The sequence below is a fragment of the Clostridium sp. DFI.1.208 genome, assembly GCF_024463855.1.
In the GTDB taxonomy this organism is placed as follows: Bacteria; Bacillota_I; Bacilli_A; order Erysipelotrichales; family Erysipelotrichaceae; genus Clostridium_AQ.
In genome coordinates, this window is the sequence record NZ_JANGCA010000002.1 from 86,422 (window position 1) to 100,477 (window position 14,056).

At 45.1% G+C, this 14,056-nt stretch carries 15 protein-coding genes; 9 read left to right on the plus strand and 6 right to left on the minus strand.

Translation table 11 applies throughout. The features are described 5' to 3' along the window. Positions 1–41 precede the first annotated feature (41 nt). The 9 genes from NE665_RS01845 to NE665_RS01885 all read left to right on the plus strand — a co-directional run bounded on the left by NE665_RS01845 (position 42) and on the right by NE665_RS01885 (position 8,745). Entirely contained in the window at positions 42–2,753 is a 2,712-nt protein-coding gene (locus NE665_RS01845; protein ID WP_117443210.1) for a sigma 54-interacting transcriptional regulator, read from the plus strand. Positions 2,754–3,329: 576 nt separating this feature from the next. Next, positions 3,330–3,740: a PTS sugar transporter subunit IIA gene (locus NE665_RS01850; RefSeq protein WP_117443209.1), complete on the plus strand. Its 411-nt coding sequence runs from the start codon at positions 3,330–3,332 to the stop codon at positions 3,738–3,740. Between the two features lie 16 nt (positions 3,741–3,756). Beyond that, complete coding sequence (locus NE665_RS01855; protein ID WP_117443208.1) at positions 3,757–4,500, plus strand: BtpA/SgcQ family protein; 744 nt, start codon at positions 3,757–3,759, stop codon at positions 4,498–4,500. A gap of 1 nt (position 4,501) precedes the next feature. Beyond that, complete coding sequence (locus NE665_RS01860; protein ID WP_117443207.1) at positions 4,502–4,972, plus strand: PTS sugar transporter subunit IIB; 471 nt, start codon at positions 4,502–4,504, stop codon at positions 4,970–4,972. A 16-nt stretch (positions 4,973–4,988) separates the two neighbouring features. Next, positions 4,989–5,765, plus strand: a complete 777-nt coding sequence (locus NE665_RS01865; protein ID WP_178760230.1) for a PTS sugar transporter subunit IIC — start codon at positions 4,989–4,991, stop codon at positions 5,763–5,765. Next, positions 5,749–6,570 carry a PTS system mannose/fructose/sorbose family transporter subunit IID gene (locus NE665_RS01870; protein ID WP_117443205.1) on the plus strand — a complete coding sequence of 274 codons (822 nt, stop codon included), beginning with the start codon at positions 5,749–5,751 and terminating at the stop codon, positions 6,568–6,570. Before NE665_RS01865 ends, NE665_RS01870 begins: the two co-directional genes overlap by 17 nt. A 1-nt stretch (position 6,571) precedes the next feature. Further along, a complete protein-coding gene (locus tag NE665_RS01875) occupies positions 6,572–7,207 on the plus strand; it encodes an HAD family phosphatase (RefSeq protein ID WP_178760231.1) in 636 nt (211 codons plus the stop codon). Between the two features lie 114 nt (positions 7,208–7,321). Then, positions 7,322–7,624: a hypothetical protein gene (locus tag NE665_RS01880; protein WP_002607780.1), complete on the plus strand. Its 303-nt coding sequence runs from the start codon at positions 7,322–7,324 to the stop codon at positions 7,622–7,624. Positions 7,625–7,821: 197 nt separating this feature from the next. Then, positions 7,822–8,745 (plus strand): patatin family protein, encoded by a 924-nt coding sequence (locus NE665_RS01885; protein WP_178760232.1) that lies wholly within the window; start codon positions 7,822–7,824, stop codon positions 8,743–8,745. Between the two features lie 87 nt (positions 8,746–8,832). On the opposite strand, the gene NE665_RS01890 is transcribed toward NE665_RS01885, so the two are convergent. The 6 genes from NE665_RS01890 to NE665_RS01915 form a co-directional block, all read right to left on the minus strand. Beyond that, positions 8,833–9,192, minus strand: coding sequence for a hypothetical protein (locus NE665_RS01890; protein ID WP_178760233.1), 360 nt, complete (start codon positions 9,190–9,192; stop codon positions 8,833–8,835). Beyond that, on the minus strand, positions 9,189–9,449 hold the full coding sequence (locus NE665_RS01895; RefSeq protein WP_117443201.1) for a hypothetical protein: 261 nt from the start codon (positions 9,447–9,449) through the stop codon (positions 9,189–9,191). The genes NE665_RS01890 and NE665_RS01895 overlap by 4 nt, the downstream gene beginning before the upstream one ends. Next, complete coding sequence (locus NE665_RS01900) at positions 9,439–10,068, minus strand: ABC transporter ATP-binding protein (RefSeq protein WP_178760234.1); 630 nt, start codon at positions 10,066–10,068, stop codon at positions 9,439–9,441. Before NE665_RS01900 ends, NE665_RS01895 begins: the two co-directional genes overlap by 11 nt. 11 nt (positions 10,069–10,079) lie before the next feature. Continuing rightward, on the minus strand, positions 10,080–11,519 hold the full coding sequence (locus NE665_RS01905) for an FtsX-like permease family protein (protein ID WP_178760235.1): 1,440 nt from the start codon (positions 11,517–11,519) through the stop codon (positions 10,080–10,082). Between the two features lie 216 nt (positions 11,520–11,735). Beyond that, the gene (locus tag NE665_RS01910) at positions 11,736–13,220 is read right to left on the minus strand and encodes an ATP-binding protein (protein ID WP_178760236.1); all 1,485 of its coding nucleotides are present in this window, start codon (positions 13,218–13,220) and stop codon (positions 11,736–11,738) included. Then, on the minus strand, positions 13,217–13,882 hold the full coding sequence (locus NE665_RS01915) for a response regulator transcription factor (protein ID WP_117443197.1): 666 nt from the start codon (positions 13,880–13,882) through the stop codon (positions 13,217–13,219). The genes NE665_RS01910 and NE665_RS01915 overlap by 4 nt, the downstream gene beginning before the upstream one ends. Positions 13,883–14,056: the final 174 nt, after the last annotated feature.

Here is a 14,056-nt window from a genome sequence, read left to right on the forward strand (position 1 = left end):
GCCCTATACACTTATCATAAGGAAAGGAAGTCGGTAACAGAATGTTGGAAAAGGTATATGCCTATGTGGTGGAGGCTACAAAACATGGATTGAGCGATCAGGGGAATTCGCTTTATATCAGTGAACAACTGCAGCTGAGCCGCAATATGGTATCTCAGTATCTCAATCAGCTGTTTACCGAAGGACGTCTGTTGAAAATCAATACCAGACCGGTCGTATTTTATGATGGGGATACGATAGAGGATAGGTATGATGTTTCACTGCATCAGCGTGAGTTTACTTCCATGGAAGAGTTTCAGAAGGCACTGCAGCCGCATCAGCCGCAGGATTTTGAGAAGCTGATCGGCTATGATGAAAGTCTGTCTTCCCTGGTGAACCAGTGTAAGGCGACCATTTCGTATCCTCCTTCCGGTCTTCCGCTTCTGCTGTATGGACCAACAGGAACCGGAAAAAGCTTTCTGGCACAGCTTATGTATGAGTATGCAATAAATCAGGGGCTGATCGCAGAAGACAGAAAATTTCTGATTGTAAACTGCAGCGAGTATGCGAACAATCCGGAGCTTTTGACCGCAAATCTCTTCGGTCATAAAAAGGGGGCATTTACAGGAGCTGACAGGGATAATCCCGGTTTGATCAAGCTGGCAGAGGATGGTGTTCTGTTTTTGGATGAGGTGCATTGTCTGAAGGCGGAATGTCAGGAAAAGCTGTTTCTGTTCATGGATAAGGGCATCTATCATATGGTTGGCGATAATGAGAAATGGTATAAATCCAGTGTCCGTCTTATTTTTGCGACAACAGAAAAGCCGCAGGAGGTCCTTTTAAAAACACTGCTGCGAAGAATTCCGATGATCGTCACTGTCCCATCCCTTGCGGAGCGCGGCTCTCATGAACGTCTGCAGCTGATTCATTCCATATTCGAGGATGAGGAAAAGCGTATTCATAAGTCAATTCATATCTCTTCACTTGTTTATCGGCTCCTTTTGAGCTGCGAATTTGAAGGCAACATCGGAGAGTTAAAAAATGCGATACAGGCAAGCTGTGTGAACGCATTGTTTGCTTCGGATCAAAAAAGCGGCATACTGGAAATACGTGCTTACAATCTTCCTGAGAAGCTGCGGGAAAGAAAGGATACAGGGAAATCGGTATCCAGAGAAGGGCAGCGCATGATTCCTGTCCATGAGCTGAAAAGCTTTGTGCTGAAGGAGCGTCCCATCATTCAGCTGTTGGAGCATATCCTTGCGGCATTTCAGACACCGCATGAATTTGCTGTCTGCTTTGATGAAGCAGGAAAAGCAATCCATTCCTATCAGGAAGCAACGATGCTGCGCAGCAGTGCTGCCTTGTCGGGGAATGAGTATGTGCAGGGGATTGTTACGAGTATCTTCGATATGCTGTCTCTGCGCTATGGCTTTAAGTATGTGAACAATGATCTGATTGCCATTACGGCATGTATTGTGGATTGTATGCAGAATACCTTGGAGCTTGGCAACTGGCAGGAGGCAAATCGCAAACAGATGGCTGCCCTGCAGAAATTTCTGAAGCAGAAGCTTCCCAGAGAATATGCGATTGCGGAGGAAATCCGCGAGCATCTTGAAAATAATCTGGATGTAAAATTTGAGGATTTGATTCCCATGATTCTATGCCTGCATTTGAAGCTGCTGAATCGCATGCAGGATTTGAATAAGCGAATCGGTATCATCATCGCACACGGCTTTTCCACCGCCAGCTCTCTTGCGGATGCCGTGAATAAATTTCTAGGACGCTATGTCTTTGATTCCATCGATATGCCGCTGCATGTTACGACACAGGAGATTACCGAGCGTCTGAACCGTTATCTCAGCAAAATCGGTCGTTTTGAGGAGCTGTTTCTGCTGGTGGATATGGGCTCTTTAGAGGAATTGTATAAGGGAATAGAAAATCAGAATGCCAATATCGGTATCATGAATAATGTGACAACCAAGCTGGCGCTTGAGGTAGGAAGCGGTATGATTCAGGGAACCGGCATGCAGGAGATATTTGAAGCGGTGCAAACCTACAGTGCATATCACTATCATATTGTAGAGCATCGCAGAAAGGAACAGGTGATTTTATGCTCCTGCGCCAGTGGAATCGGTACGGCAGAGAAGCTGAAAACAATTCTGAAGGATTCCCTGCCGCATAATTTCCCGATTCAGGTATTGACCTATGATTATAATACCCTGCTGGAGAAGCAGATGCACGATGCCTTTTTCGATACATATGAGGTGATTTGCATAGTAGGTACCCTGAATCCCAATCTAGAGGGAATTCGGTTTATTCCGATCGAGGATTTGATCATCAATGATACACTGGATGAATTGAAAATCTATTTCCAGGACTATATGCGGGAGGATGAGATGAAAACCTTCCAGCAAAACATACTGAAGAATTTTTCTTTATCCAATATTATGAACAATCTGACGATTCTAAATCCAAACAAGCTTCTGGAGCATGTTGCGGATGCGATTGATAAGCTGCAGCTGGAGCTGGGACTGCGCTTCACCAACAATACCTGCTTCGGACTGTATGTCCATATCTGCTGTCTGATTGAACGTCTGGTGACAAGAAGAGAGATTGAAATTTTTACGGATATCGAGGATTTTGCGCAGCAGGAGGCAGCCTTCATTCAGTGCGTAAAGCATGCGTTCAGTGTTGTGGAGAGTTATTACGGTGTGGAGATTCCGGTTGAGGAAATCGGATATATCTTTAATTATGTAGAGCATAATGACGGTTAGTAGAAGCCCTTTACATCAGGAAGGTATTCCTGTGTAAAAGGCTTTCGTTCTGTAAGGGGATGATGGCACGCAGCTTTTCATATCCTTGATTACACAAAGCAGCTTCATAAGGATCAAAAGGTCTGCACGATACATGCCTGAAAGATCCTTTATTTGAAGAAGTCCGATGTCGTTTGTAAGTGGCAGAGAGAACTGTTGTCAGTGAGTAGAGCTAAGATAATAAAAAGGATGATGTACAGGAAGGAATGATTATAATTTAAGGGCTGATACGTAACCGATGTGATTGCGTCAGCCCTTTATCTTGTTTGGCATGTAAGTGGAAGCGTACAGGGGCATTATTATGGCAGTGATAGCTGGAAGAAATAGCGTCGATGCAAAGCAGGATAGCGTCGATGCTGAAGCCCTTGCGGATATACTGGCATGCTGTATGCTTCATAAATGGGTTCACATAAGAAGGATTAACAGGGCAATATAGAAGGAAAAGGGAAGAAATCGGCAGTTTTCCAGTTTTTTTTAATATGTAAGCAAGGTTGGCACACCTTTTGCTACGTAAATAAGTGAAGGGAGATGAAAGATATGGCAAACATAATTCTGGCATCACATGGTGAGCTGGCAAAGGGTATGCTGCATTCCGCATCCATGATCATCGGTGATCTTACAAAGGGTGTGGAGGTGTTCTGCCTGTATCCGGGGCAGAATCCACAGGATTATGCAGATCAGCTTCGGATAAAGATAGAAACCAGCGATGATGCGTGGATCATACTGGCTGATATTCTGGGAGGCAGTGTGCATACGGCTTTATCACAGCTGACAGCCTTTGGCGATGTGACGGTTCTGTCGGGCATGAATTTGAATCTGGTGCTGAGTGTATTGCTGGGCGATCATGATGATGTCAGTGAGAAGCGTATGGTGCACATGATGGATGAGGCTAAAGCAGGGATTACCTGTAGAAAAAGCATAGATAAACAGGAAGAGGAAGATTTTTAGGAAAGGACAAAGAGACATGAAAAAAGAATTTTTGGATGTATTCAAAAGCAGGAAGCCGATTTTCGGCATGCTGCATCTGCTTGGTGACAATGATGAAGAGGTGATGGAGCGAGCGAAAAAGGAAATCAGTATCTATTATGAAAACGGGGTAGATGCTGTAATTGTGGAAAACTATTTTGGCACCTATCGGCACATGGTGCTGGTTCTAACGTATTTGCAGCAAAATTATCCCAATCAGATTTATGGAGTGAATTGCTTGGATCAGGACACCATGAATTTTGAATTGGCAATCAAATACGGAGCAACATTCGTACAGCTGGATTCCGTTGCCGGGCATTTGGAGGAACGCAATGACATCACCTTTGATGCCTTTATGAAGCTGTATCGCTCCAGGTTTTCCGGATATGTTTTGGGAGGTGTCCGGTTTAAATATCAACCGTATCTTTCCGGAAGAAGTCTGCAGGAGGATTTAAGAATCGGTATGACACGCTGTGATGCCATCGTGGTTACGCAGGATGCAACCGGTCAGGAAACAAGCATGGAAAAAATTAAGGAATTCCGTGATATTATAGGGGATTTCCCATTGATAATCGGAGCTGGTATGACACCGGATAACTGTGAAAAACAGTTGCATGTTGGAGATGCCGCCATCGTTGGAAGTTATTTTAAGGATACCTATAAGGATCACGGAGAGGTGGATGCACAGCATGTGAAACAAATGATCAGTGCAAGGAACGCCTGTTTGAAAGGGGGAGATTGACATGCTGAAGCTGCTGCGTGTCGATCACCGTCTGCTGCATGGTCAGGTTGCATTTTCATGGACAAAACAGCTGGGGGCGGATTGTATTTTGATTGCCAATGATGAGGTTGTGCAGGATGAACTGCGTATGACGGCGATTCGCATGTCAAAACCAAACGGCGTCAAGCTGGTAATGAAAAGTGTGGAGGATTCCATAAAGGCATTAAACAGTGGAGTAACAGACAAGTACAAGCTGTTTATAATTTGTGGGAACATACCGGATGCAGCAAGGCTTGTGAAGGGATATCCGTGTATTTCTTCAATCAATCTTGGCGGACTGAAAAATGAACCGGGGAAAAAGCAGATTTCAAAGGCCATATCGGTTGACGAGCAGGATGTGGAAATTCTAAAGGAGCTGCATGCCTTGGGTGTGGAGCTGGAAATACGTATGGTTCCAGGTGATCCGAAGCAGGATGCCCTGCAGCTGATATAGTAAGGAGGAAAGAAAGATGAATTTACTGATACAATCACTGTTGATCGGACTGGTCGCATTGTTCGGCTATGCAAATGCAATTATGGGAAGCTCCATGCTGGATCGTCCGCTTGTGATTTCACCACTGGTGGGACTGGTTCTGGGGGATTTACAGATGGGTATCATAGTAGGGGCAACACTGGAGCTGGTTTGGCTGGGAGCTTTTCCGGTTGGTGCCAGCAATCCGCCGGATATGGTTTCCGGGACGATTATCGGGGCATCCTTTGTAATCTCCAGCGGCAGTGAAGCCGGAACAGCAGTTGCACTGGCAGTTCCGATTGCAACGCTGGTATTGATGCTGAGCAATATCCTGATGATGTTTGTAATACCGCAGGTTAGCTGTGTTATGGCCGACCGTAATGCTGCAAAAGGAAATGTAAAGGGTGTTGAACATGCGCATTTGCTGGCTGTGTGCACCTTCCTTGTTCCTCTGTCTTTGCTGGTGGCAGTTTCCTACTATCTGGGGGCACCCTTCATTGCGGATATCGTAAAATCCATTCCTGCCTTTATCACACATGGGCTGGAGGTAGCTACCGGCATTATCCCTGCCATCGGATTTGCCATGCTGGCCAGAATGATTATGACAAAGGATGTCGCAGCATTTTTCTTCGGCGGCTTTCTTCTGAGTGCCTATCTGCAGGTGCCTGTGCTTGGCGTGGCATTGATGGCCTGCGTGATTGTCGTTGTGATTATGACAATTAAGAAGGATACAAATATGAAAATGGAGGGATTGCAGGATGACAACGAATTCTAATATGAAAAAGCTGAATAAAAAAGATCTGATGAGTATTTTCTGGAGATCCTGCCATCAGGATGCCTCCTGGAATTATGAGCGTCAGCAAAATCTTGCGGCCGGCTATACGATGTGCAAGGTCATCGGAAAGCTGTATGCGGATGATGCGGAGGGCAGAAGCCGTGCTTTACAGCGGCATCTGGAATTTATGGCGATTACTCCCCATCTATCCACCCTGCTGTATGGAATTCTTGCGGCAATGGAGGAAGAAAACGCAAACAATGAAAGCTTTGATGAAAATTCAATCAATGCTGTCCGCGCTTCCTTAATGGGACCGCTGGCCGGTATTGGAGATTCTCTGATTTGGGGCACTCTGCGAATTATTGCTGCAGGAATCGCGATTTCCTTTTCCAAAGATGGAAATATTATGGGACCATTGATTTTCCTTCTGATTTTCAATATTCCAGCCTGGCTGTTACGCTATTTCTGTCTGAACAAGGGCTACAGTCTTGGTGCAGATGTTTTCAAACAGGTAACGGAATCCGGTTTGATGGAGAAGGTGACCTATGCTGCATCTGTGGTCGGCTTGATGGTCATCGGCTGTATGAGTGCTTCCATGGTGTATTTTGAATTACCAATCAAAGTCGGAAGCGGCGATTTTGCACAGCCGCTGCAGGATTATCTAAATGAGGTTATGCCCTGTCTTCTGCCGCTGGCTATATTCGGTATTCTGTATTATTTCCTCGGTAAAAAAGTAAAAACCACGACCATTCTGCTTATCATTATCGCTTTGAGTATTGCACTGGCATTCTTTGGTATCGTCTGATATGTTTCATGCAGTCATCTTCGATATGGATGGGGTTCTGATTGATTCAGAACCTCTTTATCTGCAGGATATCGTTCGGTTTCTGAAGCATGATGGGATACAGGTGGAACCGGCCTCCCTGTATCATCTGGTAGGTAATTCCATGCATGCGATTACCAATGCTGTTTATGCATATTATAAAAGTCGTATGGACTATGAAAGCTTTTTAATACATTATGAGCAGAACGCATATATGCCTATATCGTATGCGTCTATTCTCAATCCCGGTGTGAAAAAAACGCTGGCGGTATTGAAGGAGCGAAAAATAAAAATCGCGCTTGCCTCCTCCTCAGATTTGGCGGATATCAATGCGGTACTCACACAATGTGAGCTGCATCCGTATTTTGATAGCGTATTGAGCGGGGAGATGCTTCAGAAAACAAAGCCGCACCCGGAAATTTATATACGCACTGCACAGAATCTGCATACAGACTGTGCAGAATGTCTGGTGCTTGAAGACAGTCCGTATGGAATTGAAGCTGCTAAAAACGCTGGAATGTACGTGCTGGCAAAGAAAGATACCCGCTTTGGCTTTCAACAAAATCAGGCGGATGCAATCATAACAGATGTGGAAGAGGTTTTAAACTATCTTGATTGACTTCCGGTTTTCCGCATAGCAGCAGCATCAAAACAGGGGATTCCAGAATTTACCTTAGCCTTCTTCTGTATATTTTTTCTTCTCTATAATACAATATAGCAAGGAGAGTGAGATATGGAAGAAGAAATCAAGATTGATGATGCATGGCATATGCTTATGCACTATCCAAATGTTTGGCTAGGCGATTATCCGGAAGAACTATATCAGGCTTTTCTGGAAATCGGAAGAGAAGAGCTGGTTTTTCACAGCAAAAAGCAGAAGACCATTGAGGAAATTACAGAGTTGATGATCAGAGTAAAGCCGGGACTTCGCATTCTGCGTGATGAGGTGGTCAGCGCAGGAAGAATGGGAGAGCATATTCTCCTGTATGATGAAATGTTCGTGTCGGTATTCCGATTAAACAAGGCAGCTTTGTAAGCTCTCTGTTTGATACGTAGTTATAAATGAACCGAAGGTGATGCTTTCGGTTTTTCATTTCCTATCGTTTGACTATGGGATAGAGTTGTGCTAGTATTGCTTACGTAAAATTCCAACGGATGAATGACGGTAACCATGAGCTGTGCCATTGCCATAATACGCAGCTGCTTCATTCTTGGATTGTGAGAGGTGATGGAATGAATAAAATATATTCCGGCTTTCATCAGCTGCCGCACGGAAATGCATCCACCATGGTACAGGAGGGCTGCATTGTTCTGGAGGGCGGTGCATTTCGCGGGCTGTATGGTGAGGGTGTGTTGGATGCTCTCATGCTGGAAAACATCAATCTGCGCTGTACGATCGGTGTATCCGCAGGAGCCATGAATGGATTGAATTATGTATCCGGTCAGATTGGAAGATCAATCCGCATGAATTTGAAATACCGCCATGACAAACGGTATGTGGGAAGAAAAGCACTGCAAAACGGGGAAGGTCTGATTGGCTTTGCATTTGCCTTTCATCAGGCAGATCAGGAATACCCGTTTGATAAGAAACGGTTTTTTCAATTCGACCGTCGCTTTATTGCTGTTGCGACCAACTGTGAAACAGCAGAGCCGGTATATTTTGAAAAGGATCACTGCCGCGATATCTTTCAGGCGGTGCAGGCATCAGCCTCTATGCCGTTTATTTCCAAAATGGTATGGATGGAGGGCTATCCGTATCTGGACGGCGGCTGCAGTGATAAAATTCCCTTTGCCTGGGCTTTGCGGGAGGGCTATAAAAAAATTATCGTCGTGCGGACGCGACCGCTGTCCTATCGTAAGAAAACGGACAGCATCACCCGAAAGCTGCCATTGGAAAAGACGATCTACAGGCCGTACCCGAAATTTATCAAAGCGCTGGAGGAAATGGATGTCAATTATAATCGGCAATGCGAGGCGCTGGAAATGCTGCAGGAGCAAAAACGTATCTATGTCATCGCACCTTCACAGCCGGTTACCGTGGGAAGGCTGGAGCCGGATCTAGAAAAGCTGGGCAGTCTGTATTGGATGGGGTATTATGACACCAGACGGCAGATTCAGGACATTCGCCGCTATTTAAAGGAGAATGAAAGTATTTGAATCCTGCATAAAAAAAGACCTGTATTCAATATGGAGAATGCTTCTTCCATATCGCTACAGGTCTTTTCTGCAGGACGAGATTGCGGTTTAAATTGATTTCAGATATGCATCGATATCATCCTCATTTTCCACCGCTTCCTGTTTCTCTTTCTTTTCCACAGGCGGCTGATTGACGAGTATATCCCTGCAGCCTTCATAGCGTTTTTGGAGTATAAAGCCAAGGGCAAGCAATATGAGGGCATAACACAGACTTGGCAGACTGCTGTCCAGATAGGTGATGAAAACCTTAAACAGCTGCTGGGATACAATCAGCTGATTCGCATCGACCAGACTTTGGATATACTGGTGTATATTGAAGATACTGAGCAGTGTGTAGAATACCATAATGGCGGATAATATATAGCAGGCATGAGCTACCTGTGCAGCCTTGCTTGAAATGTTTTTCATGAATGTTCTTCCTTTCTGTTAAGCTGTGCACTTTCCATCAGCGTTTTCTGAATAAGTGGCATCTGCTGAACGATGACATTATGAATATGCATATCCAGCGTATCTGCGCTGAGATCACAGAGATGATAGACCAGGACGGTAAGGGAGCACAACAGCTCTTCCTCCAGATAGGTATGCTGCTCCTTGATATGCAGTTCCTCCCGGATTTTTCTGCGTACAAACTGATACAAGCAGCTCTGATCCATATCAGATTTCATAAAGCATTCCATGGCGCAGTCGTACTATGACATCCGCAGCCTTTGCCAGACGCTTGCTGTGTGTAACAACGATAACGCATTTGTTCAGCTGAGAGGCACTTGTCTTTAGTACACGAATAATATCGTCTGCTGTTTCACTGTCCAGATTACCTGTCGGCTCATCTGCAAGAATGATGGGGGCATCGCTTGCCAGCGAGCGGCCAAGTGCTGTTCGCTGCTGTTGTCCCCCGGAAAGCTTCATAACATTGCGGCGGATTTCATCCTCAGCCAGACCCAGCGAATGCAGCAGGGCAGGATCAGCCTTGCGTTTGGTAAGACACACGTTTTCATAGGGGGTTAAATAGTCAATCAGGTTATAATTCTGAAACACAATGGATACATGGTGTCGACGATGATAGCTCAATCCTTTTCTCTGGATATCCTCCCCCGCATACAGTATCTGCCCGCTCTGCGGCTCATCAAGACCTGCAAGCAGAGAAAGCAGTGTTGTTTTCCCGGATCCGGAGGTGCCGACAATAACATAGAATTTTCCTTCCTCAAATGTCATATTGATATCCGTCAATATCTGTCGGTTTCCCTTTCCCTTATACGTATAGCTAATATCTTTCATTTCCAGCATAGTATGTCCTCCTAACTCATTTTGGAAAGAATTTCTTTTGGCTTCAACCGCAATACCGCCGCACTGGACAGCAATACAGATATGACAATCATAACGGTGCCGGTAGTGTATACGAGCAGCAGCTCCTGTGCATCAACGGAAACATCAAGCTCCGTGATTTCATCCGCTTCCTTTTGCAGTCCTCCGCGCATGGAATTACCGGTGATTGATATGCTGTTGGCAGCCTGGCTATTTTCCTGCTGCTTCTGAATCTGTGCCATCATGCGATCACCAAGTGACTGTGACATCGCCTTTCCAAAGAGAAAGGACAGACCAAATGCAAGTACCGCTATAATCATCAGCTCGCAGATATACTGTAGTACGACTCCTGTTTTGGATATACCCAGCGATAACAGAACACCTGTTTCGTAAATTCTTCCTTTGATCCATAAGGACAGAAGCAGTGTCAGTATGACACAGGATATAAGGAAGACCGCATACAGAATCAGTGTGACCATCTCATCCAGATTTTCGATTGATCCGGCAATCTGTTGATATTGCTCATCGTTGGTATCCAGTAGATACTGGTCCCAATCCAGGTCCAGCTTCTTCACCTGAGCGACTACCCTGTCGATCTGCTTCGGATCCTTTACAAGGCAGTAAATTGATTCAAATTCGATTTGATCCATACCTAGCAACAGTCTGCCTGTTTCCACATCGGTAATCAGATTATTTTCCGGCATCATAAAGGAAATGGGATTCTGCTCAGTAGCAGCATTTTCAAATAGTCCGACAATTTCCGCCTCTACGGCCTTATCAGGGAGACCCTTTTCATTTCGGTCGCGATCACGCAGCTTTAATGGCACCTTATCACCGATTTTCAGTTTGTTCTTTTCTGCAAGCTCCTTATGCATCAGCAGCTTACGTTTATCATCCGGCTTGATGTGACGTCCCTCTACCAGCTTGATGCGTTTATTCTGAAACATCGTATCCAGTGTAGAATCCATATTGATTCCCAGCTGGAAATTCGGCAGAGCGGCAGTATCATCACCACCGCCGGATACAGAGAAAGAAAAGTTATGATCCTTCTGCGCCTTGATATATTTCAGACCGTTATCCTCCAGCATGGCGACTGCATTGCCATTTACTGCTTTCACACCTTCAATAGCCTTCAGCTGCTTTGCGATTTTCTCTGTCAGCGGTGGCCCTGTATTCTCCAAACGCGCACCGGAGCCATATGCATTGCTGGTCTCCTCACGTTTTACATTCGGGTTGCTTTCATCATAATTCAGATTCATCGTGAAGCTTCCGCCAACCGATTCCCGTGCCTGCTGCATCGCTGCCTGTGCGGCCTTTTTAATGGAAATGCCGCTGAGAATTCCGCTTGCCATCGCGAATAGAATGCAAAACATAATCAGTGTCTTTCCGCGTTTTCTTGTTATATAAAGCCATGCTCGTTCAAATAAGCTCATATAGAAACCTCCTTTTGTTTCCTGCACCTACTTTATCATCACAATATAAAGGCTGTATGAAATGAAACGGCGTTGTTTATGAATGACGTAATATGATACAGGAAATCCAAGGATGCTGCAGGCATATGGAGGCAGTATTTGTGTGAAGACCTGTGGAAAAATCTTTCACAATTTCATAGGAGGAAAAACGGCGCAGCCTGCGAAAAAAAAGAAGCACTAGGCTTCCTTCAAATTGATGAGAAAACGCATTCCATCCGCATAGGGCAGGAAATCAAAGGGAATTCTTAGCTGCTGAAGAATCTGCGCTACAAAATAAAGGCCGAGGCCGTTTCCGCCGGTTTGCTTATTCCGCGAGAAATCCGGGCGGTAAAAGGCTTCCATGATATGCACAAGATGCTCCTGGGGAATGGGGATGCATGTATTATCGACGATAAGCGTGGTCTTTTGAAAATAGATGTGAATAGAGCCTCCCTGATCGGTATAGGAAACAGCGTTTGAGAGAATATTGGAAATTGCTTTTGCCAGCTGATTCGGATTTGTGTGAAGCTGCTGTGTGCTGTCAGGTTCATATAGAACATGGATTCCCTTCGCTTTCGCGATTCGGATATAGGGCTCCAGAACAGCAGTCAGCCAGGGAACGCAGGCGTATGGTGCTACAGGCTCCTTATCAGGAATACCTTCCATGGCGGAAGCATTCAGAATATCGTGAATCATGACAGAGAGATGCTCCACGATTTCCTGACATTTCAACAGCCAGGTATCGCGGTCCTTATACTTTCCTACCTGCAGGCTCATATTTTCCAGTATTACATGCAGACTTGTCAGCGGTGTCTTCAGCTCATGCGATGCGGAACGCAGGAAGTCTACCTTCATTTGCTCCGCCTGTGACACATGATGGATTTCCTGCTCCAGTGAGTGGATGGTATCCTGCAGGGACTGATACAGCGAATTGATATTATCTGCAAGCTCTCCGATTTCATCCTGTGTATGTACACGGCAGCGCTCTGTTGGCTGAAGCTGCTCCATTTGCTTTGTAGATGAACAGATGGATTGAATCGGCCGTGTCAGGGCACGGGCATATAGGTAGGCGGCGAGCAGGGAGATCAATATGCAGATACCTAGCGTATAGGGTAAGATACGGAACATGACGCTGCTGGCCTCCTGAATGGATTGCAAATTCATATTTAACGTGAGTACGGCGGTGCTTTTGTCCTTCAAACGGATCTGCAGCTCACGCTGCAAAACAGTGGTAGCATGTTCGCTATCACCCAGCCCGATGATGGAGGAAAGGGCAAGACCGGTAGAATACGTACTTGTTATTTTCTTTTTATCAGCATTCTTCTGTTTGTCCTCTGCGTTTTCCTGCTGCTGTATGGACAGGGCAGAATTCTTTTGACTGCTTGCTAGATTGTTCAGCACGGTAAAGGAGGTATACATATACGATTTATCCTTCAGCTCGATATGCAGATTGATTTCAGAATCCTCCAGATAGCTCTTCGCCTTTTCCAGCAGCTTTTCCTCTGTTAAGCCATTCAGCTCCTGCTTCATTTCCTCGCTCAGTTCATCTGCCTCGCGATTTTTCTGCTTCACATACTCACTGGGCAGAAGGAAATACAGGAGTGCATGGGCTACCAGAATCACCAGACTCATCAGCAGCATGGTATATACAAAGGTTTTGGTAAACAACCGCATTTTCTTCATAGGCGTTCCTCAAATTTATAACCGATGCCCTTAACGGTTACAATACAATCCAAGCCTAATTTTTTACGCAGATTCTTTATATACACATCAACAACTCTGTCCATGGGGGCTTCCTCCTTCCAAAGACAATCAAGAATCTGATCTCTTGTGAGTACCTGATTGGCATGCTCCAGCAAAAGCTTTAGAAGAAGAATCTCCTTCGGTTTTAAATCGACGGGTTCCTTTTTGATAAATGCCTGAAACCCATTGAAATCCACTTCAATATCCTGATATTGCCACATCCCGGTACTGATCTGCGGACGCGCTCTGCGAAATAAAGCCTCAATGCGTTTCTGGAGCAGACGAAGAGAGAACGGCTTTGTAATATAATCATCCGCCTGTTCATCAAAGCTCATAAGCTGTGTATATTCATCATGCATCGCCGTCAGCATCAAAACAGGAACCTGACTCCGCTTTCTGAGCCAGTTTAACACAACAAAGCCGTTTACCTTCGGCAGCATGATATCCAGAACAACCATATCATACAGATTATTGCGCAGCAGCTCCATAGCGATTTCGCCATCCCTTGCTGCTGTAACCCGATAGCCATATTCATTTAAAAATTCTGAAACAGCCTCTCTTGTATCCTCCTCGTCCTCAACAAGCAGTATCCGTTTATCCATCCTGTTCAACTCCTCTATCTATCCTTAATAGTAACACAGGTATATGAAACATATATGAAATTTCTGTATGGAAAATCCTGCAAATATCTGAGATGAGGATTGCGTAGGATCAAATCATTCCACCACGGCTTGCAGGTATCCTGTTTTCATGCTTTAGCAATATGCAAGCTGCAT

Excerpts from the sequence above, each read along its gene's own strand:
- NE665_RS01885 (WP_178760232.1), top strand. The coding sequence starts at position 7,822 with ATGAATAAAATATATTCCGGCTTTCATCAGCTGCCGCACGGAAATGCA.
- NE665_RS01910 (WP_178760236.1), bottom strand. The coding sequence starts at position 13,220 with ATGAAGAAAATGCGGTTGTTTACCAAAACCTTTGTATATACCATGCTG.
- NE665_RS01855 (WP_117443208.1), top strand. The coding sequence starts at position 3,757 with ATGAAAAAAGAATTTTTGGATGTATTCAAAAGCAGGAAGCCGATTTTC.
- NE665_RS01890 (WP_178760233.1), bottom strand. The coding sequence starts at position 9,192 with ATGAAAAACATTTCAAGCAAGGCTGCACAGGTAGCTCATGCCTGCTAT.
- NE665_RS01865 (WP_178760230.1), top strand. The coding sequence starts at position 4,989 with ATGAATTTACTGATACAATCACTGTTGATCGGACTGGTCGCATTGTTC.
- NE665_RS01850 (WP_117443209.1), top strand. The coding sequence starts at position 3,330 with ATGGCAAACATAATTCTGGCATCACATGGTGAGCTGGCAAAGGGTATG.
- NE665_RS01875 (WP_178760231.1), top strand. The coding sequence starts at position 6,572 with ATGTTTCATGCAGTCATCTTCGATATGGATGGGGTTCTGATTGATTCA.
- NE665_RS01860 (WP_117443207.1), top strand. The coding sequence starts at position 4,502 with ATGCTGAAGCTGCTGCGTGTCGATCACCGTCTGCTGCATGGTCAGGTT.
- NE665_RS01845 (WP_117443210.1), top strand. The coding sequence starts at position 42 with ATGTTGGAAAAGGTATATGCCTATGTGGTGGAGGCTACAAAACATGGA.
- NE665_RS01895 (WP_117443201.1), bottom strand. The coding sequence starts at position 9,449 with ATGAAATCTGATATGGATCAGAGCTGCTTGTATCAGTTTGTACGCAGA.
- NE665_RS01905 (WP_178760235.1), bottom strand. The coding sequence starts at position 11,519 with ATGAGCTTATTTGAACGAGCATGGCTTTATATAACAAGAAAACGCGGA.
- NE665_RS01880 (WP_002607780.1), top strand. The coding sequence starts at position 7,322 with ATGGAAGAAGAAATCAAGATTGATGATGCATGGCATATGCTTATGCAC.
- NE665_RS01870 (WP_117443205.1), top strand. The coding sequence starts at position 5,749 with ATGACAACGAATTCTAATATGAAAAAGCTGAATAAAAAAGATCTGATG.
- NE665_RS01900 (WP_178760234.1), bottom strand. The coding sequence starts at position 10,068 with ATGCTGGAAATGAAAGATATTAGCTATACGTATAAGGGAAAGGGAAAC.
- NE665_RS01915 (WP_117443197.1), bottom strand. The coding sequence starts at position 13,882 with ATGGATAAACGGATACTGCTTGTTGAGGACGAGGAGGATACAAGAGAG.